Below are 25,901 nucleotides of genomic sequence, written 5' to 3'. Positions count from 1 at the left end.
CAGAAGTGAGGAACGACCGTCTTCGACTCCTGTCGCATGGTCGTGAGTCTGACGGTTCATAGATTCGTATTCAGCGGACGAAGGGACACGAGGTGACGCGATGATGAGCAGCAGCACGGTCGTCCTCGTGCACGGAGCCTTCCTCGACGCATCCGGTTGGTGGCCGGTCGTGCTCCGCCTGCTAGACGGCGGACACCGGGTGCTCGCTCCTCCGGTGACCAGCCGCAGCTTCCGCGGCGACTGCGACTACATCCGCACGATCGTCGAGCACGTCGACGGAGAGGTGCTGCTCGTCGGACACGGGTATGGCGCGGCCGTCATCACGGTCGTCGGCGAGGCGGCGAACGTCTCAGGGCTGCTCTTCATCGCGGGCTATGCGCTGGAACGGGGCGAGAGCATCGCCGAGATGCGAGACCTCTTCGCGCCGGCAGAGGCATCCGCGCATCTCGTGGCCACCGTGTTCCCGGGTGAAGACGGCGCACGGCGAACGGAGCTGACCGTCGCACCCGACCAGTTCGCGCGCCTTCTCGCGCAGGGCCTTCCCGCCGACGAATCGGGAGTCCTCGCGGTCTCACAGCGCCCGATCTCCGACTCCGTGTTCGCCGAGCGGGCGTCCGGCGCGGGCTGGAGCGTGACGCCGAGCTGGGGCGTCGTGGCGACTCACGACCGTCTCATCAGCCCGCACCTCCAGCGCTTCGGATATCGGCGAGCGGGATGTCGAGCGGTGAGGGAGCTGGACGCACCGCACCTGGTCACGCAGACGCACGCCGCGGAGATCGTGCGGTTCATCGACAGCATCCTCGACGAGATCGAGACCCGTGGCTGAGCAGCAGGGGAATGCTGTCGATCCCCGCCCCGGTTGGACGGCGGGGTTCGCGCCGCTCGCCGTCCCGATCTTCCGCCTGGTGTGGCTGGCATCGATCGTCAGCAACATCGGCAGCTGGATGCAGACCGTCGGCGCTCAATGGCTCCTGGTGCAGGACGACAGCTCGCCGCTGCTCGTCGCGCTCGTGCAGACGGCATCGGCAGCGCCCGTGCTCCTGTTCGCGATCCCGGCCGGCGTCATCGGCGAGTTCCTCAACCGTCGGCGCGTCCTTCTCTGGTCGCAGACGGTCCAACTCGCCGTCGTGCTGGGTCTCACGTATCTGACCGCGGTCGGCCAGACGACCACGACCATCCTGCTGGCGTCGACGTTCGTGCTGGGGACGGTCTCGGCCATCCAGCTGCCGGCATTCCAGGCACTCGTGCCGGACATCGTGCCACCGAAGCTCCTGATCGATGCGGCGAGCCTCTCCTCGATCGGCGTGAACATCGCCCGCGCGGTGGGACCGGCGATCGCCGGCCTCGTGGTCGCCCAGTTCGGCGTCGCGGCGGTCTTCCTGCTCAATGCGCTCTCCTTCCTGGTGTTCCTGGGCGTGCTGCTCTTCTGGAAGACCTACAGTCCGCCGGTGGCTCGGCCCGAGCCCTTCGTCGATGCGACGCGGGCCGGCATCCGCTACATCCGCCACTCGCGGATCGTCCGCCGCATCCTGCTGCGGCTCGCCGTCTTCCTGATACCGGCGAACGCGCTCTGGGCGCTGCTGCCGACCATCGCCAAGAACTCGCTCGGGTTCTCTGCGAGTGGCTACGGCCTTCTGCTGGCAGCGCTGGGAGCAGGATCGATCGTCGGTGCGTTCGTGCTCCCGTGGGCGCGGCGCGTCGCAGCGGTCAACGGTGTGGTGCTGACCTCGTCCGTGGTCTTCGGGGCGGGACTCGTGGTCCTCGTGACCTCGCCGACCCTGTGGATCACCTTTCCGGCGCTCGTGGCGACCGGTCTCGCCTGGATCGGGGTGATCGCGACCATCAACGGCACGGTGCAGGCGTTCCTGCCCGTCTGGGTGCGTACGCGCGGCCTGTCGTTCTACCAGCTCGTCCTCTTCGGCTGCACGGCCGCCGGGTCTGCGGGCGCGGGCGTGCTCGCGTCCGTGTGGGATCCCGGGCTCGTGGTCATCGGGGCCGGGATCCTCTGCGGCCTGGGCGGACTCTCCCTGCTCGTGTGGCCCATGCCGGCGACGAGCGGCATCGGCCGCGGCATCGTGGAGGTGCCGGGGGTCGAGGACCGGCCCCGCCCGGACGGTGCTGACGACGCGCCCGTTCTGGTGGTCATCCGGTATCGCATTCCGGTCGAGCGGAGACAGGAGTTCCTCGACACGATGACCGGCGTGCAGCAGACCCGTCTGCGGACGGGGGCGCGGGGGTGGCAGGTGTACGTCGACGCCGACGACCCGGGGTCGGTCATCGAGGCGTACTCCGTCGGCTCGTGGCGCGAGCACGTGAGTCAACACGAAGGTCGCACCACCGAGTTCGACGCCCAGCAGATCGCCCGTGCGCGCGCGATGAGCACCCAGGAGCTCGAGGTGACGCACCTGCTCGCCATCCCCCTGCCTCACCACCGCGGCGTCGAGAAGCGCCGCACCCGCGACAAGAGACGGAGCATCCCGCATGGAACGTGACGACAACCCCACCACTCACCCCGAGATCCCGTCGCTGGGCGACCCCGATCTGCCGCAGGAGGGGGAGGTGAACATCGCCGACCGCCCGCAGAGCAACACGATGACCGGTCCGCAGAACGAGGTCATCGAGTCGCAGTTCCCGAATCAGATGCACGCGCCGGCGACGGACATCAGCACGCAGCCGTTCTTCTGGTCCTCGTTCAACATCTCACCCCGCCGGGTGCAGCGCGGCGGCTGGGCGCGGGAGCTCACGAAGCAGGACTTCCACATCTCCGACGAGATCGCCGGGGTCAACATGTACCTCGAGCCCGGCGGGATCCGCGAACTGCACTGGCACCAGACCGCCGAATGGGCGGTGATGACCCGCGGCAAGGCGCGGGTGACGACTCTCAGCCGGTCGGGTCTGCCCGCGGTGGAGGATGTCGAAGAGGGTGATCTGTGGTTCTTCCCGGCGGGCACCCCGCACTCCCTGCAGGGGCTCGGGCCGGACGGGGCGGAGTTCGTGCTCGCGTTCGACGATGGCGACCAGTCCGAGTCGAACACGCTGCTGCTGACCGACTGGTTCGCACACACCCCGCCCGAGGTCCTCGCGAAGAACTTCGGCGTCGCCCAGGAGGTCTTCTCCGACATCCCGCTGCACAACCTCTGGATCTTCCCCGGCGAAGAACCACCCGCGCTCGACATCGACCAGGCCGCTGCAGGCGTGGAATGGGGCATGGAGCCCGTCATCTTCCGGCTGTCGCGCTCGAAGCCGCTGTATGAGAACACCGGCGGATCCATCCAGATCGCCGACTCCACCAACTACGCCTACTCCAGCACCGTCGCTGCAGCGCTGGTGACGGTCGAGCCGGGGTCGATGCGCGAACTGCACTGGCACCCGAACGCCGACGAGTGGCAGTACTACCTGCGCGGCTCCGCCCGCATGACCGTCTTCAACACCGGCCCCCATGCGAACACGACCGACTTCCGCGCCGGCGACGTGGGCGTGGTCAGGAAGAATCTCGGCCATTACATCGAGAACACCGGTGACGATGTGCTGCAGTTCCTCGAGGTGTTCCGCACCGACAAGTACGAGGAGATCTCGCTCGCGAACTGGCTCTCCCACGTGCCCCCGCAGCTCGTCTCCGCGCACCTGAACATCGACCCCGCAGTGCTCGCGACCTTCCCCCGCGGAGCACAGGGCATCACACCACTGCGCTGATCAGCGCCCTCCGAGCGCGATCAGCGTTGAGCGCCTTCGGCGAGGTATCGGTGGATGAGGGTGACGGCCATCGCGCCCTCGCCGACGGCGGATGCGACGCGCTTGACGGAGTTCGCACGGACGTCGCCGGCCGCGAAGATCCCGGGCACGGATGTCTCGAGGTAGTAGGGCGAGCGATCCAGCGGCCACTTCTGCAGGTCGTCGGAGGCGAGGTCCACGCCGGTGAGCAGGAACCCGCGACTGTCGAGCTGCACATCCGTCGTCGCCGCCCACTCGGTGTTGGGAGCCCCGCCGATGCAGACGAACAGGTGGGTCGCGGGCACGCGTGTGGTCCTGCCAGCCTGGTCGAGGGTGATCTCCCGCAGATGCTCGTCTCCGTCGACCGCGACGACGCGGGAGTGGACGAGGATGGTGACGTTGCTCTGCGCGGCGAGCCGGTCGAGCAGATAGGCCGACATGGTCGACGAGAGCGAGGGGCCGCGGACGACGACAGTGACGTGCGCCGCGTGGGCCGCGAGGTTCATGGCCGCCTGTCCTGCGGAGTTGGCGCCGCCGACGACGTACACGTGCTGACCGATGCAGGCGGAGGCTTCGCTGATGCCCGCGCCGTAGTAGATGCCGGCACCGCGGAAGCCCTGCTCGCCGTCGAGGCCGAGTCTGCGCCACTGCACGCCGGTGGCGCAGAGCGCCGCGCGTGCATGGATCTCCGACCCGTCGGCGAGCCGAGCCCGCACGTCGTGGTCCCTGAACGTGCGGGCGATGCCGTACCTCATGACGATGAGTTCGGCGCCGAAGGAGAGCGCCTGCCGGCGGGCGCGCTCGGCGAGCTCCGCCCCGGAGATCCCCCCGGGGAAACCGAGGTAGTTCTCGATGAGGCTGCTGAAACCGGCCTGCCCGCCGACGGCGTCGCGCTCTACGACGGCGACGCTGAGACCCTCGGATGCCGCGTAGACGGCGGCCGAGAGTCCGGCGGGTCCTGCTCCGTAGATGATGAGGTCGTACGTCGACTGCGCCGGAGGCTTCACCCAGCCGAGAGCCGCAGCGACCTGCTCGGGATTCGGGTCCTCCAACACGGCGCCTTCGGGAAGGACGACCAGCGGTAGCCGCCTGCCGGTCAGGTCGATTCCTGCCGCCGCGGCGGCACCTCGGGGAACCATGATCGGCAGGAACGGAACCTCGCTGCGGGTCAGATAGTCGCGCAACGCGAAAGCCTGCGGCCCGTCGGCGTCGGCGATGAGACGCAGGGGCGACCGCTGGTCGGGTGCCTCGGTCACGCGTCGCCTGCGAGCTGCTCCTGCCAGTCCGCAGGCACGCGCTCAGCCGGGCCGGGGGTGGTCTGCGACCGCGGATGGCTGTGCGGGGGAGCGAGGACGGGACCGTCGAAGGCTGTCTCGGTGCCGAAGTCCCAGAACCAGTCCTCACCGGGCTCGAAGCTCTGGATCACTCGATGGCCGCTCGTGTGCGCGTGCTTCGTCGCATGCTTGTGCAAGGAGTCGTCGCAGCATCCGATGTGCCCGCAGTAGGCGCACCGGCGCAGATGCAGCCACCACGAGCCGATCGCCTCGCAGTCCAGACACCCCGGGCCGGAGGGGGGAACGTCCGCCCGGATGAAGTCGCTGACGTCGCTCATGGGTGCATCTCCTGTCGTCGGTATGCCGTCGGGGTCATGATGTCGGGATTCCGTGTCGTACTCAAGGGTGCCCGCGGGAGTCCTCATGTTCCTTCGACACCCGTCGAAGCCGTGCTCGTCGACATCCTCTAGGTTCGGGGAGGTGAGCACCTCTTCCTCCCGCCGGGTCCCGATCGAATCGCAGAAGGTCGATGCGCCGCTGACGTCCAGCGCGACGTTCCTCGTGCTGCAGATCGCTGACGGAGCGGATGCCGCGTCGACCGCGCGCGACGCGATCGCCGGTATCGACGACCTCGTGAAGAACGTCGGATTCCGTGATCTCGACGCGATGCTGTCGTGCACGGTCGGCATCGGAGCCGCGGCGTGGCCGCGCCTCACCGCGCGCCGGGTTCCGGCCGAGCTGCACCCCTTCGCACCGGTCGTCGGCCCGGTGCACACCGCGCCGGGCACGCCCGGGGATCTCCTCTTCCATATCCGTGCGAACCGCCAGGATCTCGTGTTCGAGTTCGAGCGCCAGTTGCTCGACGTGCTGGGCGACGCCGTGACCGTGGTCGACGAGACCTCGGGATTCCGGTATTTCGACGTGCGCGACCTGCTCGGCTTCGTCGACGGGACCGCGAACCCGGTGGGGAACGCCGTCGCCGAGTCGACGCTGGTGGGCGCAGAGGACGGTGATCACGTCGGGGGCAGCTACGTCGTCGTCCAGCGATATCTGCACGACCTCGGTCAGTGGCAGGCGCTGACGACCGAGCAGCAGGAGGCCGTGATCGGCCGCAAGAAGGCCGACAATGTCGAGCTCGACGATGCGGCCGTCGGGCAGAAGTCCCACAAGACCCTCGCCACGATCGTGGTCGACGGTGTCGAGCACGACATCCTTCGTGACAACATGCCTTTCGGCAGCCCGGGCTCGTCGTCCTTCGGCACCTACTTCATCGGATACTCGCGCTACCTGTGGGTCATCGAGAAGATGCTCGAGAACATGTTCATCGGTGACCCGCCCGGCGCCTACGACCGACTCCTGGACTTCTCCCGCGCCACGACCGGCAGCACCTTCTTCGCGCCGTCCGCGGACTTCCTCAGCGGGCTCGCCGACGAGCCGATGCCCGTGCAGCGCATCTGAGGGCAGACGAGCGGACAAGAGTCACCTCCCATCTCGCGCCGCACGCGCGTAGCGTTGATATGAGGGAAGACTCTTCTACGGAGCCGCTCAGCCGCCGATCCTCATCGAGGACCGAGCGTTGGCTCACCTCAAGATCGTCGTCACGACGAAGCTGCGCCGCAACGAGAGCTTCACCCTGTCGTGGATCCACAAGGACGGCGAGGTCCCCGGTCGATCGACCATCTGGCTGCATCCATCGATCCCGCTGCGCTTCGTGTTCGACGAGACGGAGGCGCCGACGCTGAACCGTCGGTGGATCGAGGAGCTCTCTCAGACACTCAGCAGCACGGGCGGCGTCTGCCTGACTGCGGAGATCATCGATCCCACCGAAGGCGGCGAATCGGAACGCGCAGGCAGAGGGCGGTGACCGACTCGCTCACAGGGTGAGGCGGCGGTCGACGATCTGCTGCGCGACATCGTGCAGTCGCCCACCGACAGAGCGCGCGTGTCGTCGAAGGATGGTGAAGGCATCGTCGATGGAGACGCTGCGCTGAAACGACAGCGCGCCCTTCGCCTGCTCGATCAGGATCCTGCTGTCGAGCGCGTGCTGAAGCTGCGCGGTGCGGTCGGCGTGCGCGCGGAGCGTGCGATGCTGCACCAGACCGATCGTGGCGAACTCGCCGAGTGCCTGAGCGACGGCCGCATCCTGGTCGGTGAGCACGCCGACCCTGTCGAAGAAGAGGTTCAGCGCACCGACGTGCTGATCGCGAAGCGAGAGCGGCACCGCGTAGCCAGCGCGAAGGCCGCGTCGCACCGCGAGAGGAGCGAACTCGGGCCAGCGATCGGCGCTCGCCCGCAGATCGGCTGTCTCCACCACGCGCCCGGACCGGAAGCTGTCGAGGCAGGGGCCCTGCTCGATGCCGAGCTCTGCCTCCTCCACATCGCTCGCACGTTCACTCGTCGAGCCCAGCACGTGGAGTTGTCCTCCGGCATCGGCCAGGACGATGCCGGCGTCGACCGCAGGGGTGAAGTGCGTCCGGTCTCGACGAGAAGGTCCACGGTGTCGATGACGTCATAGTCCGGATCCAGAGCGTCAGCCAGGCGGCGGAAGACAGCGGTCAGGTCGTTCGGCGAGCGCGGGTCGCGGATCACATCGAACGGCATTCGGATGCGATCCTCAACTCACGCCCACGGCATGGCCCTGCTCTGCGCCCATGTTCTCGGGTTCGTGAACCAGATACAGTCCGGACGGCGCATTCGCGGTGAACGCGAGCGCGTCGATCCAGTGCCGATTGAGCTCGGGGACTTTGCCGCCGGTGTACTTGAAGACGAGGTTGCAGCCGGGGTGCATCCAGACCGAGCTCCGACCGCCGCCGATGCTGGCGTCCTCCCTCCAGGTGAAGAGGAACGGCTCGCCGCGGCGCAGCTTCGTCGTCATCACGACCTGCAGATGATGGAGCGCGCGGTCGTCGATCTCCACCTTCTGATTTCCCTCGTAGACGAACTTGCCCATGATGGGACGTCCCTTCGTAGATCTCCTTCTCTGCCCAGACCTACACAGGGGTGGGGTGCCCCCCGCAAGGCCCTTGCAGACCGATCGAGAGTGTTCCTGCGCCGTTCGCAGGCGTCTCGGTCGGACGCCTTTTACACCCGAGACCTCGATGTCGGCAAGGGTGCTGGAACGGCTTTCTCACCCCGTTAGACCAGTGCTCACCAATCCAGAGGATCGGTCGACGAAGTCGTTCGATCCGAGACGACCCCGCACGAAGGAGCACTGATGTCGGACACTTATGGCACGACGAGCCTGAGCGGCTCGGACGCGCATCACGAGCAGGATTCAGGGAAGGCGGAGGCTGCCAAGAACGAGGCGGCCGGTCTTGCCGACACGGCCGGCGCTCAGGCGAAGGACGTGATGGGCACCGCCAAGGAAGAGGCGGCGAGCGTCGTCGGCGAGGCCAAGACGCAGGCGAAGGACCTGTACGCGCAGACCACCCGTGAGCTGAAGGAGCAGGCGCACACGCAGCAGCAGCGCCTCGCCGGTGGGCTTCGGTCGGTCAGCGACGAACTCGGTTCGATGGCTGCGAACTCGGAGGGCAGCGGTGTCGCGAGCGATCTGGTGCAGCAGGTCGCCGGACGGCTGTCGGGCGCGGCGAGCTGGCTCGGGGACCGGGATCCGGCCTCCGTGCTCACGGAGGTGAAGCGGTATGCGAGACGCAAGCCCGGAACCTTCATCCTCGGGGCGGCGATCGTCGGCGTCGCCGTCGGCAGGCTCACCCGAGCGCTGGCCTCGAACTCGAGCGAGGTCGCCAACTGCAGGCGGGCATCGCCGCAGAGCGGGAGATCCGCCTTCCTCCGAGGGACACACGCAAGAGCGACAAGGCCGCAGAGAAGGAGCGGCAGGACATCGACGAGGCCCGCCGCATCCGCGAGCATGCCGATGCAGAATCGGGGCACCGCGAATCCGACGGGTCCGACCGTCGATGACCGATCAGCGTGCGGTCGGCGGAAGCTTGTCCACGCCGTGCCGGTTCGGCTTGTCGGGCTCCGCGGCGGTATCGGGAGACACGTGTGCGGGTCCGGTCGGCCCCGCTTCGGACGTCGGATAGTGCGGCTCGTCGATCTCGACGGCCTTGTCTCGCTCGTCGAGAGGAGGCAGATGGTCGAGCGGTTGCTTGATGTCGTCTGGGTGGCTCATGCCTACAGGCTCCGCCACCGGTGACGTGGGCGACCAGGGGCTTGTCATCGAAAGGATGATGTGGTGGGCGACTGCTCTCCGGTGAGGCGTAGGGTCGATTCCATGCACGCCCGGCCACTTCTCGTCTATGACGGCGATTGCGCGTTCTGCACCACGTGGGTGCAACGACTCGAACGCTGGCTCGGCAGGTTTCCCGAGGCTCAGCCGTGGCAATGGCTCGACCTCGATGAAATCGGACTGAGTTCCGCGGATGTCACCCGCTACGCGTGGCTGCTGGTCGGCGCGCGTCGGATGCGCGGACATGCTGCCTTCGCAGGATTGCTCCGCATGCAGCGATCCCGGCTGCTGCGCTTCGCCGGCGTGCTCCTCGTCACGCCCCCGTTCTCCTGGGTCGCTGCGCTGGGCTATTCGCTGATCGCGCGCTTCCGACACCGTCTTCCCGGCGGCACGGCCGCCTGTGCGCTTCCGCGGGCCTGAGACAGCACCCGACGATCCTCCGGTTGTCAACGCCCCTTCACCCGGGCGGGCGCTCACCTAGCATCGCCGGATGGGACGCCTCAGGTATGACAGCACACTCGACCCGATCGTCATCGACGATGTGACGCTCGCGCACATGAAGATCGTCGTCGGCACGAAGCTCAGGCGGCAGGAGAGCTTCATGATGTCCTGGATCCCGGGAGACGATTCCCGCGACGGCCGACTGACCGCATGGATTCATCCGAGCATTCCGCTCGTCCTGGCGTTCGACAGCGTCGAGCCGATTCACGTGGATGCCGAGCGCGTGTCACGGATGATGAACAGCCTCAACGCTCACGGAGAACTGTTGATCGAGGATATGTAGGCCGCTGACACCACTTACATCGGGATCCCGTCGGCTGTCAAGAGAGGCGAAGTTCGGGCCGCGCGGTCCGAAGAATGAACCGCATGAACCCATCGCCCCATGCGCTTGCCGCCCACCCCTCCTCCGACATGAGACTCGCACGGACCCTCCGGAGCATCGACTACCCCGCGACCAAGGACGATCTGCTGCGGATCGCCGTCGTCGATCATCTCGAGGTCGCGACCATCGACGCCATCCACGAGCTGTCCGCCCGCGACTATCACGGAGTCGCCGAGGTGCTGAAGACGCTCGATGGCGCCTGACTGACCCGCGGGCACCGCGCAGGGTGAGGGCGAACTTGTCAATACCCTGCGATAGCGCCCGCTGTGTTCCTAACCTGGCACCATGTCCGACCTCACCGGCGCGCCACTGACGCTCACGTGGCCGCACGAATCCGATACATCGTCGCCGTCGCGACTCACCATGCACGCGCCGCAGGGAGGTGCATGATGGGCAGATTCATCTATGAGGGCTTGATCAGGATCGAGATCGAGGATCGCGCGCTCAGTCACCTGCAGCTCGTTATCACCGCGAAGCTCCGACGAGCCGAGCCCTTCAACTTCAGCTCGCGCGAGGATCAGAGCATCGGGGGAGGCCGCACCACCGTCTGGCTGCACCCGGGGAGTGCGCTGGTCTATCGGTTCCTCGGCAGCAGGCAGCCATCGATCAACCGGCGGTGGGTCGATGCGCTCGCATTCACCGCGAATGCCCCGACCGGGCTGTACCTGGTCGCAGAGCCGGATGAGCTGTCATCGGGGGAGAAGCTCGGAGTGCCCGCCGACCTGTAGCCGCCAGCTGCCGCGATCCTCGGTGTGAAAACGGGGCGTGCTTACGGGCGGCGCCGCATCCTGATGACGATCCGAGAGCGGAGAGATCGGCACGAGAATCGCCACGTCTCGTCACGCTGACTCCGGTAACCTCATGCGCATGGCCACCGCAACGACGCAGACCCCGAAACGCGAGGCCTTCGGCTCGCGCAACGTCTTCATCCTCTCTGCGATCGGCTCTGCCGTCGGGCTGGGGAACATCTGGAGATTCCCCTACGTGGCGTACGAAGGCGGAGGCGGGGCGTTCCTCATCCCGTATCTGTGTGCGCTTCTCACTGCCGGAATCCCGCTCCTCTTCTTCGACTACTCGATCGGCCACCGGTTCCGCGGCTCCGCGCCGTTGGCCTTCCGACGGATGCACCGCAGGGCCGAGCCGCTCGGCTGGTGGCAGGTGCTCATCTGCGTGGTGATCGCGGTCTACTACGCGGTGATCATCGCGTGGGCTGCGATGTACACCTGGTTCTCGGCGCAGCTGACCTGGGGGCCGGGCAACGAGAACGACTTCTTCTTCATCGACTTCCTCCGCTCGGCCGATGTCGCCGAGGTGGGCATCTCGACGGACTTCGTGCCGCAGGTCGGCCTCCCGCTCGTGGCGGTCTGGCTGATCGTCATCGTCATCATGGCGCTGGGTGTGAAGCGCGGGATCGGCCGGGCGAACATGATCCTGATGCCTCTGCTCACGGTGATGTTCGCGATCCTCGTGGTGCAGTCGCTGTTCCTGCCGGGAGCCATGGACGGGCTGAACGCCTTCTTCACCCCCAACTGGGAAGCGCTCGGCGACCCGGCCGTCTGGGCATCGGCCTACGGCCACATCTTCTTCTCGCTGTCGGTGGCCTTCGGCATCATGGTGACCTACTCGTCGTACCTGAAGCGCAAGACCGACCTCACCGGTTCCGGTCTGGTCGTGGCGTTCGCGAACTCCGGCTTCGAGATCCTCGCGGGAATCGGCGTGTTCGCGGCCCTCGGCTTCATGGCGCAGGCACAGGGGACCGAGGTGGCCGGTGTCGCGTCGTCGGGAATCGGCCTGGCCTTCATCGCCTTCCCCACGATCGTCTCTCAGGCGGCAGGCGGCTCGATCATCGGCGTCCTCTTCTTCGGAGCGCTGGTCTTCGCGGGGGTGACCTCGCTCATCTCGATCCTCGAGGTGATCGTCGCGGCGCTGCAGGACAAGCTGGGCTGGGCGCGCATCCGCACGACGCTCACGGTGTCCATCCCGCTCGCGATCGTCTCGTTGGCACTGTTCTCGACGACCACCGCGCTGTCCGTGCTCGATACCGCTGACGCCTTCGTCAATGCCTTCGGCATCATGGCCGTCGCACTGGTCGCGGTGATCGTGGTCGCATGGCTGCTGCACAAGCTGCCGGCACTCGTCGACCACCTCGATCGTCGGTCGAGCTTCCGGGTCGGGCGAGTGTGGATGCTGCTCGTCGGCGCGCTCGCGCCCCTCGTGCTCGGGTACCTGCTCGTCACCGAGCTGATCTCGAAGATCTCCGAGCCGTACGGCGGCTATCCGGGATGGTTCCTCGCCGTCTTCGGATGGGGCATGGTCATCGCGCTCGTCGTGATCGCACTGCTGCTCTCGGCGCTGCCATGGAGCGGCCGCTCCCACGCCAAGGATGATCCCGAGTACGACGAGTTCCTCACCGAGGAAGACTACGAACCGGATGCCGAGACCTCGTCGATCCCGCTGATCGCGACCTCGGAACCGCACGCGACGGAGAAGGGAGCGGGCGCATGACCACGACAGCGGTCGTCATGATGATCATCGCGATGGTCACGATCTGGGGCGGCCTCATCGCCGCCGTCGTGAACCTCGCTCGTCACCCCGAGGCAGCGGATTCGGAGCCGGCGCCGCCCGTCGAGCTCTGACCGTCTTACCTGCACGGGGAGCGGGAATCAACCCGCTCCCCACGTTCCTCGATCCTGACTACTTTCTCTTCCAGAAGCACTGTCGACGGAAGAGGAGCCCATGAGCAGGACGCGGCCGAGATTCGATATCGACGAGTGGAGCATCGGTGCCGACGGCATCGACGTCGAGAACCTCGCCCATGAGGAGTCCGTCTTCGGCCTCTCGAACGGTCATGTGGGCTGGCGGGGGAACCTCGACGAAGGCGACCCGCGCGGCGTCGCGGGAAGCTATCTGAACGGCCTCTTCGAAGAGCACCCGATGCCGTATGCCGAAGAGGGATACGGCTACCCCGAGTGCGGGCAGAGCGTGATCAACGCGGCCAACGGCCAGCTCATCCGGCTGATCGTCGGGGACGAGCCGTTCGATGTCCGTCGTGGATCGCTCACGTCGCACACCCGTCGACTCGACTTCCGCGCGGGAACTCTCGAACGCGAGGTCGAGTGGACCAGTCCGACCGGCCAGCGGGTGCGGATCCGGTCGACGAGGATCGTCTCCTTCGCGCACCGCTCCGTCGCAGCGGTGCACTACCGTGTGCAGGCGCTCGGCGGTCCGGCGGACGTCACCGTCATCTCCGAACTGCTGGCGAACGAGCCGCTGCCGATCACGCACGACGACCCCCGGGTGCAGGAGCTGCTGAGCGAGCCGCTCGAGGGGGTGGCCTCGGCCGCCGGCGCGGGTGCCGCCACCCTCGTGCACCGCACGAGGAAGAGCGGGCTCACGACCGCTGTCGCGATGGACCATCGCGTGAGCGGTTCTCCCCGGAACGAGCCGAGCGTCGAGACGGATGTCGATGCGACGGGCGACCGTGCGCGTACCACGGTGCGCGCATCCCTGGCTGCCGGAGAGACGCTCGAGATCGTCAAGCTCGTCGGTCATGAGTTCTCGTCCGACCTCTCGACCGCCGCCCTGCGGGACCGGGCCGAGACGGCGGTCGGCGACGCGCTGCGGGCCGGATGGGACGCACTGGTCGCCGATCAACGAGCACGGCTGGACGACTTCTGGGAGTGCGCCGACGTGCGGGTCGACGGACCGGCACGGCTGCAGCAGGCCGTGCGCTTCGCGCTCTTCCAGGTGTTCCAGGCCTCCACCCGCATGGAATTGCGATCCGTTCCGGGCAAGGGGCTGACCGGCTCCGGATACGAGGGGCACACCTTCTGGGACTTCGAGGCGTTCGTGCTCCCCGTCCTCACCTCGACCCTCCCGCACGCCGCCGAGCAGGCGCTGCGATGGCGACATTCCGTGCTCGACCGCGCTCGTGACAGGGCGGCGCAACTGCATCTGCAGGGTGCCGCGTTGCCGTGGCGAACCATCGACGGCAGAGAGTCGTCGGGGTACTGGCCTGCCAGCACGGCCGCGTTCCACATCAACGCCGATGTGGCCGGAGCGGTTCTGCACTACGTGCGGGCGACGGGCGATGCCGACTTCGAACGGGAGGCCGGCCTCGAGATCCTGGTCGAGACCGCTCGCCTCTGGGCCTCGCTCGGTCGGTGGGACCCGCACGGCGGCTTCCACATCGACGGCGTCACGGGGCCGGACGAGTACTCGGCCATCGCGAACGACAACGTCTTCACGAACCTGGCGGCTCAGAAGAACCTTCGAGGGGCGGCGGCCGCTGCCCGACGGCATCCGGAGGTCGCGTCGGAGCTCGAGGTCGTAGACGACGAGATCGCGAGGTGGGAACTCGCTGCCGCGGCGATGACGGTGCCCTTCGATGACGAACGGGGCGTGCACCCGCAGTCCGCCGGCTACACCGACCTCGAACGGTGGAACTTCGAGTCGACGGCGCCGGACGAATACCTGCTGCACGACCACTTCCCGTACTTCGACCTCTACCGCAAGCAGGTCGTGAAGCAGGCCGACCTGGTGCTCGCCCTGTTCTTCTCGCATGAGTCGTTCACCGCGGAGCAGAAGGAGCGTGCGTTCGAGTATTACGAGGCGATCACCGTGCGGGACTCATCGCTGTCGGCGGCGGCGCAGGCCGTGGTCGCCGCAGAGGTCGGTCACCTGGATCTCGCGCTCGACTACCTCGCCGAGGTCGCGACTCTCGATCTCGACGACCTTCATGGCAACACCGGTCAGGGGCTTCATGTCGCCGCTCTCGCGGGGGTCTGGACGGCCATCACCGCGGGCTTCGGCGGGATGCGCGACAGCGACAGCGGCCTGCGGTTCTGCCCGCGTCTTCCGTCCGAGATCGACGGGCTCGAGTTCGGGGTGCGCATCCACGGCTGCATCCTGCGTGTCGATGTCCGCCAGGCGGAGGCCACCTATCGGCTCGCCTCAGGCGACCCGGTCACCATCACCCACTACGACGAGCAGGTGACGCTCGACGCCGGACATCCCGTCACCAGAGGGATTCCACCACTGCAGTCGCGGGGGCCGCAGCCCCGGCAGCCTCGAGGACGAGCGCCCCGACCGGCGCTCGAGGCGTTCAGCGCCTGAGGTGGCAGAGAGAGGAGACAGTCCTGTCGGATCGAACCATCGGTCGCGCATCGATGCGAATCGCGTTCTTGTCATGGACGCTCCTCATCGTGGTCGGGCTGGCGACCATGATCGCCCTGCCTGTGATGGGGAGGTGAACGAGATGCGTCGCTTCGTCGGAGACGGGGGACTCAGCCTCGTCTTCCTCGCGATCTTCGCGCTCAGCCTGATCGGGCAGTCGATCGCGGGACACGCCTACAACAACCAGGAGCTGGCTCGGCACGGTCAGCCGCCCACTCCGTATCTGGAGTTCATCACCTCCTCCGACTTCCTCGTCGATGTGGCGGAGAACTGGCAGTCGGAGTTCCTGCAGTTCTTCCTCTTCATCCTCGCGACCATCTGGTCATTCAGCGAGGATCACCTGAATCCAAGAAGCCGGGCGACGAGGGAGTGGGGTCGGACGCCGATCAACTCGTCGGAGAGCACGCGCATGTCGACTCCCCGCGCTGGGCGAAGGTGCACGGACTGCGCGGGTGGATCTACTCCAACTCGCTTCTGCTCGCGATGGGAACGATCTTCCTGCTCTCGTGGCTCGCCCAGTCGCTCGCCGGCCATGTCGTCGCCAACGAGCAGAACGCGCAGCACCCAGGATCCACGGCGAGATGAACAGGTATCCGGCCAGGACCTCACGCCTGTTGTACGGATCGCGCTGCCGTCGCTGCCGGTGTGCCGTCTTCATGAGAGGAGAAGTTAGACGCGCGGGGTGAAACCGGCCCGGGGCTTGTCACCGACCGGTTGTTGCGCAGCTCTCGGACTTCGTAGGTGCCTCCATCGCGCGGCCAGTCCGGTGGCGGTATCGTGAAGACCACTATGAGTGAGTCCTTCGACGATGCGCTGAGTGATCTGGAGCGCTCCGGTCGTCAGCTGGACGCCCTCAGTGTCTTCTTCGTCGATCGGTTCCCGGTCACCGGTGCCGCGGTCTCGACGGTGGGGGACGTGCTCGGGAGCGAGACGATCTCCGCGTCCGACGACGTGGCGGCACGCCTGGATGAGCTCCAGTTCGACCTCGGTGAAGGCCCGTGCTGGGAGGCCATGCGCACCTCTGCCGCTGTCCTCGAGCCCGACTTCCGGCACCGCGGCGTCTCTCGGTGGCCCGCCTTCGCCTCGGCTGTGGAGGACGGCGCGGAGGTCGCGTCGATGTTCGCCTTCCCGCTGTCGGTCGGCGAGATCAAGATGGGGGCGGTCGACCTCTACTCGACAGCACCCGTGGCGCTCACTCCGAGCGAGTGCACGCAGGCGCGCGCCATGGCGGATGTGGTGAGCCGGCATGTGCTGAGGGACGCGCTGTCGGACTTCGCGGACAACGACGCGCAGACGGGCATCTACTCTCGACGAACCGTGCACCAGGCGACCGGCATCGTTCTCGCGCAACTCGACATCGGTCCGGACGACGCGCTGCTCATGCTTCAGGCGCGGGCGTTCTCGACCGGGCAGCGCGTCATGGAGGTCGCGCAGGCGGTAGTCGACGGTACTCTCCGCTTCTCGCGCACGTCAGGCGGCATCGAGGCGGGGTCATGACCGCGCCCACGCGCGAAGCTCGGTTGCTGGAGCTCTTCGCCACCCTCGCCGACACGATGGTCGACGACTACGACGTCGTGGATCTGCTGCAGACACTCGTGGATGCGTGCCAGGAGCTGCTGGATGCGAGCGACGCCGGAATCCTTCTCGCCGACCCCTCCGGTGAACTCGAACTCGTCGCATCCACGAGCGAGGCGACCGAGCTCGTCGAGGTGATCCAGCTCGCCGCAGAGGCGGGACCCTGCATCGAGTGCTTCCTGACGGGGACAGCGGTGTCGGTTCCCGACATCGCCGCCGGTTCAGAGAAGTGGCCGGTCTTCCGCCAGGCGGCGTTGGAGAACGGCTTCGCGTCGATCGAGGCGATACCGATGCGGCTGCGGAACACGACGATCGGCACCCTCAACCTGCTCCGATCCGATACCGGGTCGCCGCCCCCTGAAGACCTCTCCGCGGCGCGAGCGTTCGCCGATGTGGCAACGATCGGGATCCTGCACGAGCGCAGCCTCCGAGAGCAGGAATCGCTGTCGTCGCAACTGCAGACCGCACTGAACAGCCGGGTGATGATCGAGCAGGCCAAGGGTGTTGTCTCGTTCACGGCGGGGGTGCCGATCCCCGATGCCTTCACGCTCATGCGCGCCTTCGCCCGTGATCGCGGCCTGCGTCTGAGCGAGGTGGCTGAACGCATCGTGCGGCGGGACATCAGGCTTGAATCACCTGAATCCTGAAAGCGCAAGGGGGGTCGACCTCGCACACGATCGGGCCTAGCGTGAAATCGCTGCCCCGGCCCCGGTAGCGGAAATGCAACCGTCGAGAGTTCCGGGAGTGATCATGAAGTCCCTCATCACCCAGGTCGGCACCTACCTGACGGGTGACGCGACCGCAGACGCGGTGCTGGAGTACTGGAAGGCCTTGGCGGAGGAGCGGCGCTCGGATGTCGTGGAGATCCCCGTCGTCGGCCCCGCGGGCGGTCGGTCGAGTGTGCGGGTGACGCTCGGTGCCATGCTGCCGATCGCGGTGGCGCACGCGGAGTTGTCGCCGCAGATCGAGGACGATGATGGCCGCAGCTGAGGGGATCCGGGCCCGTGCTCTGGCGCTTGTGCCGACGGCGACCACGGCATTCGAGCCTGACGACGTCCGTGAGGTGTTCGACGCCGAATTCGACTCGGGCCCCGTCTGAGCGCCGGTCGCCGACGAGCGAGCTAGTCGCCGTCGGAGGCCCACTCCAGGCGGGACAGAGCCCCGACATCGAGCGAGTACCGCCCGTCGATCTGAATACAGGTCAACAGGGTGTGTCCGCATCCGCGACACAAGAGGATCACGCCGGCCGGATCCAGTTCTGCGACGGCGTCGCCGAGCACGGCCTTGCGATCGCAGCGCGTGCAGGTGGCCCGAGCACCGGTCATGTCCCTGCCGAACACTTCGATCAGGATCCCGCCAGCGGCGTTGCCGTCGACTCTCGTGCGATGGCCGGGGTGGGCAGCGTTCATCAGGCACCTCCGAAACGCTCGGTACGGATGCGGTCGGGCGGATGCCCCGCCGCGACGAGCAGATCGGCGACCGCCTCGACGAAGCCGGTCGGCCCGCAGACGTATACCGAGGGGCGCTGGGCGGCGGGGATGGTCGAGGCCTCGAGCGTCGCGGCATCCACCCTGCCCGCGGGGCGAGCGAAGCCGACCGGTGCCGAGCGGCTGTACGCCCAGTCGACGCTGAAGGCGTCGTCGGCGAGATCGCCCAGTTCGGCCGCGTAGAAAGCGTCGTCCGCGGAACGCACCGCGTACAGGAGCCGCATCGGTGCGGAGCTGGCCGAGCGCGCATGCTCCCGGGCCATCGCGAGGAGCGGCACTATCCCTGACCCGCCCGCGATGAGCTGAACGGGCTCGGGCTGGGCAGGGGTCCACACGAAGTAGGCGCCGATCGGACCGCGGACCTCCAGCTCGTCGCCGGGCCGGACATCCTCGACGAGATACGGAGAGACCTCGCCCTCCGGCACCTCGTCGACGGCCAGCTCGAGCACGTCACCCTCTCCGGACGATGCGAGCGAGTACGACCGCACGGCCTGATAGCCGTCCTCAGCGGTCAAACGCACATCGACGTGCTGTCCGGCGAGATTCCCCGGCCACCCGTCGACCCGGAGGGAGAGCACGCGGCCATGGGGTGTGGCTCGTCGGACCTCGATGACACTGGCGACAAGCCACAGCGACGACGAGGTCACCAGTAACGCTCCTCTTTCCACGGATCGCCGTACATGTTGTATCCGTTCTGCTCCCAGAACCCCGGTTCGTCGTTCTCGAGAAGATCCAGGCCGTGGACCCACTTCGCGGATTTCCAGAAGTAGAGGTGGGGGACGAGAAGTCGGGCGGGGCCGCCGTGCTCTGCCGCGAGCGGCTCGCCCTCGAACTCGAATGCGATCCACGCCTTGCCGCCGGTCAGGTCGGCGCGGGGAACATTCGTCGTGTACCCGCCGTAGGAGAAGACCCGCGTGAAGTCGCCGTCTCCGGCATCCTGCAGCAGATGATCGAGCGAGACTCCGCGCCACTGCGTGCCCAGCTTCGACCACCGCGTCACGCAGTGGATGTCGGTGGTGATCGTATCGATCGGCAGTGCCTGCAGCTCATCCCACGACCAGGTGCGGCGAATGCCGTCGAGCCCGACGACCGCGAACTCCCAGGTGTCGGTCGCGACTCGGGGTGTCGGTCCGGCCGAGAGCACCGGGAAGTCCTCGGTGAGGTACTGACCCGGGGGGAGCCGGTCATCCGACTCGCGTCGCCGGGCGCCGAAGCCGCGGGAGATCACAGCCATGATCGCCTTCTTTCGTTGGTCCCACTCATTCCACCCGATTGAACGGGCGGACGCCTCCTGCAGGTGTCGAACGCGGCACGCGCGGGTCGCCCCGATTCTAGGACCGTGGGGCGCGGTGTCGCACCATTCGAGGGCGGAGAGCGCCGGACGGCGTCTCCGCCCTCGAGAGGTCAGACGACCTCGGCAGCCGCCTCGACGATGAACTGGATGATGTCCTGGGGGAGGGCGCGCATCACGAGGTGCGGTGCGTCGAGTTCGATGACGCGACGGAAGTTGCCGCGGGTGTAGCCGAAGCGCTCGACGTCCGGGTTGATGGTGTGGTCGGCAGCGGACACGATGCCGAAGGCAGGCTTGGTCTTCCATGCAGCGACCGGTGCGGCCTCGCTGAACGCAAGGGCTGCGAGGGGGCGCTGTGCCACGGCGAGGACCTCGGAGATGGCGGGGTCGATGCCGGCAGCGAAGACCTGCGGGAAAGCCTCGACCTTGACCGAGACGTCCGTGCCGTCCTCAGCGCCGGGGTTCGGGAACGGAGTGTAGACGACGTTGGCGGCCAGCTCGGAGTCGGGGAACCCGCCCTGCAGCTGGCCGAGGCTCTCGCCTTCTTCGAGTGCGTAGCCCGAGAGGTAGACCAGCCCCACGACGTTGTCCGCAGCACCGGCGACCGTGATCACTGCGCCACCGTACGAGTGGCCGACCAGGAGGACGGACCCCTCGATCTTCTCGACGACAGAGCGGATGTACGCCGAGTCGCCGAGCAGACTGCGGTTGGGGACGGCGGGGACGACGACCTCATGGCCGAGATCGAGAAGACCGCGAGTCGCGGTACTTGCCGGGGATGTGCATGTTCCACGCCTGGAACTGGTACTGCATGGCGACCGTGATCTCGCCGTACTGGCCGCCCAGGACCTCCTGGAGCTTTCGGGCGTAGACGGCATCCGGGGCTTCGGGGATGGCGGTGAACTGAAGTTCCTGACGATGGAAGAACATGGCTGCCTTTCTGGTCGGATCGTGATGGGTGCCCATGAGACCGGTTCTCGCTGCGACGGGATAAGGGCTTCACAGACCGCCGGGCGACGAGGATAATCCGCGAACCGGGTCCGGAGAACTGAACGACTCGAGGATCGAGTTCCGCGTTTTCTGCTCATAAACGTGTTGTTCGTGCTAGCTTCACTCGTAAAACAGTTGTTCTAGCCACGGAGTCACATTGCTGAGTAGTTCTGCTGTTTCCGCTGATTCCACTCAGCCCCCGGAAGCCCCCGCTTCGCCCGAGAAACTCGCACGCGACAACATGCCGCTCGCCACCTTCCTGGCTGTGGAGAAGGCGCGGTCGGCGACGCACGTCGATCTGGACGACCTTCTCTCCGCCGCCCGCCTGGGCCTCGCCCGCGCGGCCATGTCGTATGACGCCGCGCGGGGCATTCCTTTCGGTGCGTTCGCGAGCAGCCAGATCAACTGGGCGATGCTGTCGGAGATGCGCCGCGCCGACCCCGCCGGCGAGCGAGGACGCGACAAGATCGAGCGCGTGAGAGTCGCCGCCGAGACGGTGCTCGCCCGCTCCGGCCGAGCCGCGAGCACGGCGGAGCTCGCGCGGGAGTCGGGGCTCACCGCCGAGGTCGTCTCGGAGATGATGAAGCTCGACGAGATGGTGCGCACCGCGATCAGCTTCGAGGAGCACTTCGACGCCGAGACCGGCCGACAGGCGGTCGATCTCATTGACAGCGTCATCCTCCCCGAGCACGCCGTCGAGCAGTCCGAGACGCGAGCGATGATGAACCGAGTGGTCGACGCTCTGCCCACGGCGATGCAGCAGGTCGTGCGCGGCATCTATCTCGAAGACCGCATGGTGAAGGACATCGCCGAAGAGCTCGCCGTCAGTCATGCCTATGTGTCGAAGCTGCGCTCGCGTGGTCTCGAACTGATGCGCGAGGCCATGGAGGCCTGGGAGAACGGCACGACGGGTGACCGATCGACCAAGGCCAGGGCCGAGTTCTTCGAGGCGCTCTTCGGGCCCGTCCGCGCCGAGATCCGCGACCGGTCGAGCGAGCTCCTCGCCGCCGTGTGACGCGACCCGTGGAATCTTCCGGATCCGTGGTTACGCCGGCGGCCGATGTCGCGAATATCGGTTGTGCAGGCCCACGGACGGGCCCGCGTCCAGCCCCATAACCACGGAGGAATTCTCATGGGTCTTCAGATCGCAACCAACGTCGGTGCACTCAACGCGTACCGCAACCTCTCTGTCAACCAGAACGACGTCTCGAAGTCGCTCGAGAAGCTCTCGAGCGGTCTGCGCATCAACCGTGCAGCCGATGACGCCGCCGGCCTCGCCATCTCCGAGGGCCTGCGTTCGCAGGTCAACGGTCTGAACGTCGCAGCCCGCAACGCTCAGGACGGCATCTCGGTCATCCAGACCGCAGAAGGCGCGCTCACCGAGGTCCACTCGATCCTGCAGCGTGTCCGCGACCTCGCGGTCCAGGCCGGCAACGACTCGAACAACACCGAGTCGCGCGACGCCATCAAGACCGAGATCGACTCGCTGGGCGAGGAGCTCACCCGCGTCGCCGCCAGCACGAACTTCAACGGGATCAAGCTGCTCGACAGCGCGAACACCCTGACGTTCCAGGTCGGCGCAGGCTCCGAGGCCGCCGAGGACCAGATCGGCGTCACGCTGACCGACTTCTCGGGCCTGGGCGCCACGATCGGCGCTCTGACGGTCGACACCGCGGCCAACGCACTCACCTCGATCGGCGCGATCGATGACGAGATCACCGCCGTCTCGACCGCTCGTGCGGGTCTCGGTGCGGTGCAGAACCGCTTCGAGTCGACGATCAACTCGCTGCAGGTCTCGGCCGAGAACCTCGCCGCAGCGAAGAGCCGCATCGCGGACACCGACATGGCCGCCGAGATGGTCAAGTACACCGCCTCGAACATCCTGCAGCAGGCCGGCACCGCCATGCTCGCTCAGGCGAACCAGTCGGGCCAGGGCGTCCTGCAGCTTCTCCGTTGAGTCGCTGCGCCTGAGGCGCACAGGGCGCCCGGGCGGAGTCACCTCCGCCCGGGCGCCTTCCTGTAGGACACCCTTGACCGCAACGCACGGAAGACGACCGGGATGAAACTCGACGGACTGGTATCAGGGCTCAAGACCGAAGAGCTCATCAAGGCGCTCATGGACGTCTCGGCGATCCCGAAGACGCTCATCACGAACAAGATCACCGACCGCAACTCGGTCATCACCAACCTGCAGTCGCTGAACAAGACGCTGCAGGAGCTCGTCGACAAGGCCAAGACCGCCGCGGGTCCCAGCTCTCTGGCATCCTTCACCGCGTCCTCGTCGTCCGAGACGGTCACGATCACCGCCGGCAGCAAGGCGACCGCATTCTCGACCGCCATCGTGGTGGATGCCGTCGCCACAGCGCACTCCGTCGTCACCGCTGCCGCAGGAGGAACAGCGTGGGGCGGCACCTTCACCCTCGTGGGATCCGACGGCGAAGCCGTCGAGGTCACTCCGCTGGGCACCGGTCCGCAGGACCTCGCGAAGGCGATCAACGCGTCGAAGGCCGGTGTGAGCGCGACCGTCGTGCCCGCGGGAACGGATGCCGACGGCAAGCCGCTCTCGCGCATCCAGCTCACCTCCGCCGAGACGGGCGCGGCTGGTGCCTTCACCCTGAACCGCGGAACCGCGGCGGAGGTCACCGCCGGAACCGCGGTCGATCTCGGTGCCGCCCCCGGCGCCGCACTGCTCACCCAGGGCGCGGATGCCCGCATCCGCCTCTTCGCCGGCACCGACGCCGAGCAGACCCTGAACAGCGCGAGCAACACCATCACCGTCGGAGAGGGCATCGAGGTCACCGTCACGAAGGCCAGTGCCGACCCCGTCACCGTGACCGTCGCACGCGATGCGAAGAAGCAGAGCTCGACGGCGGAGGCGTTCGTCAAGGAGATCGCCGCGCTGCTGGTGCGCATCGACAACGGCTCGAAGGCGACCATCGGCGAGGTCGGCGAGACCACGACCCTCGGCGTCTTCACCGGCGACAGCACGGTGCGAAACCTCCGCGGCGCGCTGGCGACCGCCGTGCAGCATCCGATCGACGGCATCTCGCCCTCGACGATCGGCATCACCGTCAGCGACAAGGGCGTGCTCTCGTTCGACGCCGAGAAGTTCGCCGCAGCTCTCGCAGAAGACCCGGAGGGCACGCAGGAGCTGTTCTCCGCCGTCTCGGCGCGGGTGCAGGACGTGACGACCCAGTACTCCGACAAGTACGACGGCCTCCTGACCAAGCGCATCACCGGACAGGAGGACGAGGTCAAGACGCTCAAGACCCAGGTCGAGCGCTGGGACATCCGGCTCGAACAGCGCCGCGCCACCCTCGAACGCACGTACGCGCAGCTCGAGGTGCAGCTCTCGAAGCTGCAGTCGCAATCGTCGTGGCTGACCAGCCAGCTCGCCGGACTCACCCCGTCGGATTCCTGACCTCGTCCTCGTGACATCGCATCGCATCGGAGCACGTACTCATGGCACTCACCTCACTCGACCGGGCCAAGCAGCAGTATCTGGAGCAGCAGGTGGCCTCCGCCACGCCTGAGCGCCTTCTCGTGTTGCTCTACGACCGCCTCCTGGTCGACATCGAGCGCGCGGACGCCTGCCAGGAAGCGGGGGAATGGGCGGCCGCGGGGAACCACCTCGTGCACGCGCAGCAGATCGTCGCCGAGCTCAACGGCTCGCTCACCGATGAGTGGGACGGCTCCGCAGAGCTGCACGGCGTGTACACCTACCTCACGGGACGCCTGATCACCGCCAACATCGCTCGAGACCGCGCGGCCACCGCGGAATGCCGAGCTCTCGTCGTGCCGCTCCGCGAAGCGTGGCATGCGGCGGCTGCGGCGGTCGCGTCGACCGCGCAGACCCCCATCACGGCCCTGGCCTGAGCGACCGTGCCCGACACTCTCTCGGCCTGGCTGACGGTGCTCGACCAGTTCGAGCGCGCCCTCGACGCCGCCGACGAGCACCTCGACGAGCAGTCCTTCGAGGCGCCGGACGGCCCCGTCCCCGAGGAGCTGCGCGAGCGTGCCGAAGCCGTGCTCGCGCGGCAGCAGCTCATGATCGGCGGACTCGTCACGTCGCGCGCCAATGTGGCTCGCGAGATCGCCGCACTGCGACGCGTGCCGACCTCCACCCAGAATGTGCCGGCATACCTCGACGTCGAGGGTTGAGCACAGCGGTTACATGACTGCCCGGGTGCCGCGATAGTCGGCACAGAGCACGGATCGCTCGACGATTGGCCAGGGATCGGCCTCTCCACCAACATCCCGGAGTGCCCCCGTGCTCGAATCCGTCACGTCCTCTGCGCTCATCAGCGCGCTCGACGGGCTGGCCCTGCGCCAACGCTCGATCGCCGAGAACATCGCCAACGTCAACACGCCGGGCTACCAGGCCCAGCGCGTGCGGTTCGAGGATGAACTCCGTTCTGCTGTCCAGGGCGGCTCGGGAAGCGTCGCCGCGACGGTCGAGCGCTCGCTCGAGCCGACGAGGCTGAACGGCAACAACGTCAACCTCGACACCGAGACGCTCTCGAACATCGACACCGTGCTGCGTTTCCAGTTCGCGAGTCAGGCGATCGGCGGTCAGGCGGCCTCGATCACCAAGGCGATCGGGCAGGCCTCCGCATGACCTTCGACGCGATCGGCATCGCCGGCACCGGCCTGACCGCGCACCGCAAGTGGCTCGACGCGCTCAGCGACAACATCGCCAACGTGAACACCGCGACACCCGCAGGCCAAGAGGCGTTCCGGGAGAAGTTCGTGACCGTGCAGGCCGGCACCGACAGCCCCGGCGTGTACGTCGCCGGCGTGGTCGAATCCGAAGCCGACGCGAAGCTCGTGTACGACCCCGAGCACCCCTATGCGAACGAGGACGGCTACGTGCAGTACCCGAACGTCGAGCTCGGCGACCAGATGAGCATGCTGATCCTCGCCCAGCGCGGATACGAGGCGAACGCCGCTGTCGTCGACCGGGCGAAGACGACCTACGAGGCAGCGCTGCAGATCGGCCGCAACTGATGTCGGGCATCGAGGCCATCGGCGCCTCCGGTGTCGCGCCGCTCTCGGCGCTCAGCTTCGAGACGGGCCCGGACGCGACCAGCGCTCCTGCCTCCGGCAACGCCTTCGCCACGACGCTCTCGGGGGCGATGGAGAACCTGCAGCAGCTGCAGTCGACGTCGAACGAGCTCGCGGTGCAGGCGGTCACGGGAGACCTGCAGGACATCCATCAGGCGATGATCGCGTCGACGCGCGCCTCGGTGACGCTCGACCTGGTGGTGGCCGTGCGTGACCGCAGCGTCTCGGCGTTCAACGAGATCATGAGGATGCAGGCCTGACG

At 67.3% G+C, this 25,901-nt stretch carries 32 protein-coding genes and 3 pseudogenes; 26 read left to right on the top strand and 9 right to left on the bottom strand.

Features of this window, described 5'->3' with window-relative positions; genetic code table 11:
* The first annotated feature begins 103 nt into the window (after window positions 1–103).
* Genes ASE34_RS11000 through ASE34_RS10990 form a run of 3 tightly spaced genes read left to right on the top strand, consistent with a single transcriptional unit; the run spans window position 104 to window position 3,693 of the window.
* Complete coding sequence (locus ASE34_RS11000) at window positions 104–826, top strand: alpha/beta fold hydrolase (RefSeq protein ID WP_056279105.1); 723 nt, start codon at window positions 104–106, stop codon at window positions 824–826.
* Window positions 819–2,492 carry an MFS transporter gene (locus ASE34_RS10995; RefSeq protein WP_056278859.1) on the top strand — a complete coding sequence of 558 codons (1,674 nt, stop codon included), beginning with the start codon at window positions 819–821 and terminating at the stop codon, window positions 2,490–2,492. The genes ASE34_RS11000 and ASE34_RS10995 overlap by 8 nt, the downstream gene beginning before the upstream one ends.
* The gene (locus ASE34_RS10990; RefSeq protein WP_056278858.1) at window positions 2,482–3,693 is read left to right on the top strand and encodes a cupin domain-containing protein; all 1,212 of its coding nucleotides are present in this window, start codon (window positions 2,482–2,484) and stop codon (window positions 3,691–3,693) included. Before ASE34_RS10995 ends, ASE34_RS10990 begins: the two co-directional genes overlap by 11 nt.
* Window positions 3,694–3,713: 20 nt before the next feature.
* Here ASE34_RS10990 and ASE34_RS10985 read toward each other — a convergent pair whose 3' ends face one another.
* A complete protein-coding gene (locus tag ASE34_RS10985) occupies window positions 3,714–4,967 on the bottom strand; it encodes an NAD(P)/FAD-dependent oxidoreductase (RefSeq protein ID WP_200955171.1) in 1,254 nt (417 codons plus the stop codon).
* The gene (locus ASE34_RS10980; RefSeq protein ID WP_053096379.1) at window positions 4,964–5,323 is read right to left on the bottom strand and encodes a UBP-type zinc finger domain-containing protein; all 360 of its coding nucleotides are present in this window, start codon (window positions 5,321–5,323) and stop codon (window positions 4,964–4,966) included. The genes ASE34_RS10985 and ASE34_RS10980 overlap by 4 nt, the downstream gene beginning before the upstream one ends.
* A gap of 142 nt (window positions 5,324–5,465) precedes the next feature.
* On the opposite strand from ASE34_RS10980, the gene ASE34_RS10975 reads away from it, so the two are divergent.
* Both ASE34_RS10975 and ASE34_RS10970 read left to right on the top strand, forming a co-directional pair.
* A complete protein-coding gene (locus ASE34_RS10975) occupies window positions 5,466–6,443 on the top strand; it encodes a Dyp-type peroxidase (protein WP_053096378.1) in 978 nt (325 codons plus the stop codon).
* Window positions 6,444–6,561: 118 nt separating this feature from the next.
* Window positions 6,562–6,849 (top strand): hypothetical protein, encoded by a 288-nt coding sequence (locus tag ASE34_RS10970; RefSeq protein ID WP_230100760.1) that lies wholly within the window; start codon window positions 6,562–6,564, stop codon window positions 6,847–6,849.
* A gap of 9 nt (window positions 6,850–6,858) precedes the next feature.
* Here the strand turns inward: ASE34_RS10970 and ASE34_RS10965 are convergent, their stop codons facing one another.
* On the bottom strand, window positions 6,859–7,428 hold the full coding sequence (locus ASE34_RS10965) for an ANTAR domain-containing protein (protein WP_414855535.1): 570 nt from the start codon (window positions 7,426–7,428) through the stop codon (window positions 6,859–6,861).
* 171 nt (window positions 7,429–7,599) lie between these two features.
* On the bottom strand, window positions 7,600–7,935 hold the full coding sequence (locus tag ASE34_RS10960; protein WP_056278856.1) for a hypothetical protein: 336 nt from the start codon (window positions 7,933–7,935) through the stop codon (window positions 7,600–7,602).
* A 264-nt stretch (window positions 7,936–8,199) separates the two neighbouring features.
* Between ASE34_RS10960 and ASE34_RS17815 the strand changes: the two genes are divergently transcribed.
* The 13 genes and pseudogenes from ASE34_RS17815 (at window position 8,200) to ASE34_RS18280 (ending at window position 17,906) form a co-directional block, all read left to right on the top strand.
* On the top strand, window positions 8,200–9,141 hold the full coding sequence (locus tag ASE34_RS17815; RefSeq protein ID WP_056278855.1) for a hypothetical protein: 942 nt from the start codon (window positions 8,200–8,202) through the stop codon (window positions 9,139–9,141).
* A gap of 78 nt (window positions 9,142–9,219) precedes the next feature.
* Window positions 9,220–9,594 (top strand): thiol-disulfide oxidoreductase DCC family protein, encoded by a 375-nt coding sequence (locus ASE34_RS10950; protein ID WP_056278854.1) that lies wholly within the window; start codon window positions 9,220–9,222, stop codon window positions 9,592–9,594.
* Between the two features lie 136 nt (window positions 9,595–9,730).
* Window positions 9,731–9,958, top strand: a complete 228-nt coding sequence (locus tag ASE34_RS10945) for a hypothetical protein (RefSeq protein ID WP_232224444.1) — start codon at window positions 9,731–9,733, stop codon at window positions 9,956–9,958.
* An 83-nt stretch (window positions 9,959–10,041) separates the two neighbouring features.
* A complete protein-coding gene (locus ASE34_RS10940; protein ID WP_162253854.1) occupies window positions 10,042–10,260 on the top strand; it encodes a DUF2795 domain-containing protein in 219 nt (72 codons plus the stop codon).
* A gap of 186 nt (window positions 10,261–10,446) precedes the next feature.
* Window positions 10,447–10,785 carry a hypothetical protein gene (locus tag ASE34_RS10935; RefSeq protein WP_056278851.1) on the top strand — a complete coding sequence of 113 codons (339 nt, stop codon included), beginning with the start codon at window positions 10,447–10,449 and terminating at the stop codon, window positions 10,783–10,785.
* 139 nt (window positions 10,786–10,924) lie between these two features.
* On the top strand, window positions 10,925–12,562 hold the full coding sequence (locus ASE34_RS10930) for a sodium-dependent transporter (protein WP_056279101.1): 1,638 nt from the start codon (window positions 10,925–10,927) through the stop codon (window positions 12,560–12,562).
* Window positions 12,559–12,693: a methionine/alanine import family NSS transporter small subunit gene (locus tag ASE34_RS17595; RefSeq protein WP_072591348.1), complete on the top strand. Its 135-nt coding sequence runs from the start codon at window positions 12,559–12,561 to the stop codon at window positions 12,691–12,693. The genes ASE34_RS10930 and ASE34_RS17595 overlap by 4 nt, the downstream gene beginning before the upstream one ends.
* Before the next feature lie 100 nt (window positions 12,694–12,793).
* Entirely contained in the window at window positions 12,794–15,172 is a 2,379-nt protein-coding gene (locus tag ASE34_RS10925) for a glycoside hydrolase family 65 protein (protein ID WP_056278850.1), read from the top strand.
* Window positions 15,173–15,245: 73 nt separating this feature from the next.
* Window positions 15,246–15,817, top strand: a pseudogene (locus tag ASE34_RS18345) (DUF6766 family protein).
* A 204-nt stretch (window positions 15,818–16,021) separates the two neighbouring features.
* Window positions 16,022–16,729 (top strand): GAF and ANTAR domain-containing protein, encoded by a 708-nt coding sequence (locus ASE34_RS10910; protein WP_056278847.1) that lies wholly within the window; start codon window positions 16,022–16,024, stop codon window positions 16,727–16,729.
* Window positions 16,726–17,454, top strand: coding sequence for a GAF and ANTAR domain-containing protein (locus ASE34_RS10905; protein WP_056278846.1), 729 nt, complete (start codon window positions 16,726–16,728; stop codon window positions 17,452–17,454). Before ASE34_RS10910 ends, ASE34_RS10905 begins: the two co-directional genes overlap by 4 nt.
* 103 nt (window positions 17,455–17,557) lie before the next feature.
* On the top strand, window positions 17,558–17,797 hold the full coding sequence (locus ASE34_RS10900; RefSeq protein WP_157538201.1) for a hypothetical protein: 240 nt from the start codon (window positions 17,558–17,560) through the stop codon (window positions 17,795–17,797).
* Window positions 17,784–17,906, top strand: coding sequence for a hypothetical protein (locus ASE34_RS18280; protein WP_268778159.1), 123 nt, complete (start codon window positions 17,784–17,786; stop codon window positions 17,904–17,906). The genes ASE34_RS10900 and ASE34_RS18280 overlap by 14 nt, the downstream gene beginning before the upstream one ends.
* A gap of 22 nt (window positions 17,907–17,928) precedes the next feature.
* Here ASE34_RS18280 and ASE34_RS10895 read toward each other — a convergent pair whose 3' ends face one another.
* From ASE34_RS10895 to ASE34_RS17585, 5 genes and pseudogenes are all read right to left on the bottom strand, one after another.
* Window positions 17,929–18,216: a DUF6510 family protein gene (locus tag ASE34_RS10895; protein ID WP_056278844.1), complete on the bottom strand. Its 288-nt coding sequence runs from the start codon at window positions 18,214–18,216 to the stop codon at window positions 17,929–17,931.
* Window positions 18,216–18,941 (bottom strand): ferredoxin reductase, encoded by a 726-nt coding sequence (locus tag ASE34_RS10890; protein WP_056278843.1) that lies wholly within the window; start codon window positions 18,939–18,941, stop codon window positions 18,216–18,218. Before ASE34_RS10890 ends, ASE34_RS10895 begins: the two co-directional genes overlap by 1 nt.
* Window positions 18,938–19,528 carry a sulfite oxidase-like oxidoreductase gene (locus ASE34_RS10885; protein ID WP_053096353.1) on the bottom strand — a complete coding sequence of 197 codons (591 nt, stop codon included), beginning with the start codon at window positions 19,526–19,528 and terminating at the stop codon, window positions 18,938–18,940. Before ASE34_RS10885 ends, ASE34_RS10890 begins: the two co-directional genes overlap by 4 nt.
* A gap of 170 nt (window positions 19,529–19,698) precedes the next feature.
* Window positions 19,699–20,298: pseudogene (locus tag ASE34_RS10880) on the bottom strand (alpha/beta hydrolase); the annotation flags it as partial.
* Between the two features lie 46 nt (window positions 20,299–20,344).
* Window positions 20,345–20,515: pseudogene (locus ASE34_RS17585) on the bottom strand (manganese catalase family protein); the annotation flags it as partial.
* A 217-nt stretch (window positions 20,516–20,732) separates the two neighbouring features.
* On the opposite strand from ASE34_RS17585, the gene ASE34_RS10875 reads away from it, so the two are divergent.
* The 8 genes from ASE34_RS10875 (at window position 20,733) to fliE (ending at window position 25,899) form a co-directional block, all read left to right on the top strand.
* The gene (locus tag ASE34_RS10875; protein ID WP_268778158.1) at window positions 20,733–21,590 is read left to right on the top strand and encodes a sigma-70 family RNA polymerase sigma factor; all 858 of its coding nucleotides are present in this window, start codon (window positions 20,733–20,735) and stop codon (window positions 21,588–21,590) included.
* A gap of 117 nt (window positions 21,591–21,707) precedes the next feature.
* Window positions 21,708–22,532: a flagellin gene (locus ASE34_RS10870; RefSeq protein ID WP_053096345.1), complete on the top strand. Its 825-nt coding sequence runs from the start codon at window positions 21,708–21,710 to the stop codon at window positions 22,530–22,532.
* 102 nt (window positions 22,533–22,634) lie between these two features.
* Complete coding sequence (gene fliD / locus ASE34_RS10865) at window positions 22,635–23,996, top strand: flagellar filament capping protein FliD (RefSeq protein ID WP_056278841.1); 1,362 nt, start codon at window positions 22,635–22,637, stop codon at window positions 23,994–23,996.
* 41 nt (window positions 23,997–24,037) lie between these two features.
* Entirely contained in the window at window positions 24,038–24,451 is a 414-nt protein-coding gene (gene fliS, locus ASE34_RS10860; protein ID WP_056278840.1) for a flagellar export chaperone FliS, read from the top strand.
* Between the two features lie 6 nt (window positions 24,452–24,457).
* Window positions 24,458–24,736, top strand: a complete 279-nt coding sequence (locus ASE34_RS10855) for a hypothetical protein (protein WP_056278839.1) — start codon at window positions 24,458–24,460, stop codon at window positions 24,734–24,736.
* A 109-nt stretch (window positions 24,737–24,845) separates the two neighbouring features.
* Window positions 24,846–25,193: a flagellar basal body rod protein FlgB gene (gene flgB / locus ASE34_RS10850; RefSeq protein ID WP_053096341.1), complete on the top strand. Its 348-nt coding sequence runs from the start codon at window positions 24,846–24,848 to the stop codon at window positions 25,191–25,193.
* On the top strand, window positions 25,190–25,582 hold the full coding sequence (gene flgC / locus ASE34_RS10845) for a flagellar basal body rod protein FlgC (RefSeq protein WP_053096340.1): 393 nt from the start codon (window positions 25,190–25,192) through the stop codon (window positions 25,580–25,582). Before flgB ends, flgC begins: the two co-directional genes overlap by 4 nt.
* Entirely contained in the window at window positions 25,582–25,899 is a 318-nt protein-coding gene (fliE, locus tag ASE34_RS10840; protein ID WP_056278838.1) for a flagellar hook-basal body complex protein FliE, read from the top strand. The genes flgC and fliE overlap by 1 nt, the downstream gene beginning before the upstream one ends.
* Window positions 25,900–25,901: the final 2 nt, after the last annotated feature.

The sequence above is a fragment of the Microbacterium sp. Root280D1 genome, from assembly GCF_001428975.1.
In the GTDB taxonomy this organism is placed as follows: Bacteria; Actinomycetota; Actinomycetes; order Actinomycetales; family Microbacteriaceae; genus Microbacterium.
Note: the sequence above shows the minus strand (reverse complement) of the source record. Positions and strands in the feature narration are given on the sequence as shown.

What these genes read in the sequence shown, in the direction of transcription:
- fliS (WP_056278840.1), top strand. Translation starts at nt 24,038, where the DNA reads ATGGCACTCACCTCACTCGACCGGGCCAAGCAGCAGTATCTGGAGCAG.
- ASE34_RS10905 (WP_056278846.1), top strand. Translation starts at nt 16,726, where the DNA reads ATGACCGCGCCCACGCGCGAAGCTCGGTTGCTGGAGCTCTTCGCCACC.
- ASE34_RS10990 (WP_056278858.1), top strand. Translation starts at nt 2,482, where the DNA reads ATGGAACGTGACGACAACCCCACCACTCACCCCGAGATCCCGTCGCTG.
- ASE34_RS10960 (WP_056278856.1), bottom strand. Translation starts at nt 7,935, where the DNA reads ATGGGCAAGTTCGTCTACGAGGGAAATCAGAAGGTGGAGATCGACGAC.
- ASE34_RS10885 (WP_053096353.1), bottom strand. Translation starts at nt 19,528, where the DNA reads ATGGCTGTGATCTCCCGCGGCTTCGGCGCCCGGCGACGCGAGTCGGAT.
- ASE34_RS10940 (WP_162253854.1), top strand. Translation starts at nt 10,042, where the DNA reads ATGAACCCATCGCCCCATGCGCTTGCCGCCCACCCCTCCTCCGACATG.
- ASE34_RS17595 (WP_072591348.1), top strand. Translation starts at nt 12,559, where the DNA reads ATGACCACGACAGCGGTCGTCATGATGATCATCGCGATGGTCACGATC.
- ASE34_RS10930 (WP_056279101.1), top strand. Translation starts at nt 10,925, where the DNA reads ATGGCCACCGCAACGACGCAGACCCCGAAACGCGAGGCCTTCGGCTCG.
- ASE34_RS17815 (WP_056278855.1), top strand. Translation starts at nt 8,200, where the DNA reads ATGTCGGACACTTATGGCACGACGAGCCTGAGCGGCTCGGACGCGCAT.
- fliD (WP_056278841.1), top strand. Translation starts at nt 22,635, where the DNA reads ATGAAACTCGACGGACTGGTATCAGGGCTCAAGACCGAAGAGCTCATC.
- ASE34_RS18280 (WP_268778159.1), top strand. Translation starts at nt 17,784, where the DNA reads ATGGCCGCAGCTGAGGGGATCCGGGCCCGTGCTCTGGCGCTTGTGCCG.
- ASE34_RS10925 (WP_056278850.1), top strand. Translation starts at nt 12,794, where the DNA reads ATGAGCAGGACGCGGCCGAGATTCGATATCGACGAGTGGAGCATCGGT.
- flgC (WP_053096340.1), top strand. Translation starts at nt 25,190, where the DNA reads ATGACCTTCGACGCGATCGGCATCGCCGGCACCGGCCTGACCGCGCAC.
- ASE34_RS10900 (WP_157538201.1), top strand. Translation starts at nt 17,558, where the DNA reads ATGAAGTCCCTCATCACCCAGGTCGGCACCTACCTGACGGGTGACGCG.
- fliE (WP_056278838.1), top strand. Translation starts at nt 25,582, where the DNA reads ATGTCGGGCATCGAGGCCATCGGCGCCTCCGGTGTCGCGCCGCTCTCG.
- ASE34_RS10980 (WP_053096379.1), bottom strand. Translation starts at nt 5,323, where the DNA reads ATGAGCGACGTCAGCGACTTCATCCGGGCGGACGTTCCCCCCTCCGGC.
- ASE34_RS10950 (WP_056278854.1), top strand. Translation starts at nt 9,220, where the DNA reads ATGCACGCCCGGCCACTTCTCGTCTATGACGGCGATTGCGCGTTCTGC.
- ASE34_RS10870 (WP_053096345.1), top strand. Translation starts at nt 21,708, where the DNA reads ATGGGTCTTCAGATCGCAACCAACGTCGGTGCACTCAACGCGTACCGC.
- ASE34_RS10895 (WP_056278844.1), bottom strand. Translation starts at nt 18,216, where the DNA reads ATGAACGCTGCCCACCCCGGCCATCGCACGAGAGTCGACGGCAACGCC.
- ASE34_RS10910 (WP_056278847.1), top strand. Translation starts at nt 16,022, where the DNA reads ATGAGTGAGTCCTTCGACGATGCGCTGAGTGATCTGGAGCGCTCCGGT.
- ASE34_RS10935 (WP_056278851.1), top strand. Translation starts at nt 10,447, where the DNA reads ATGGGCAGATTCATCTATGAGGGCTTGATCAGGATCGAGATCGAGGAT.
- ASE34_RS10945 (WP_232224444.1), top strand. Translation starts at nt 9,731, where the DNA reads ATGAAGATCGTCGTCGGCACGAAGCTCAGGCGGCAGGAGAGCTTCATG.
- ASE34_RS11000 (WP_056279105.1), top strand. Translation starts at nt 104, where the DNA reads ATGAGCAGCAGCACGGTCGTCCTCGTGCACGGAGCCTTCCTCGACGCA.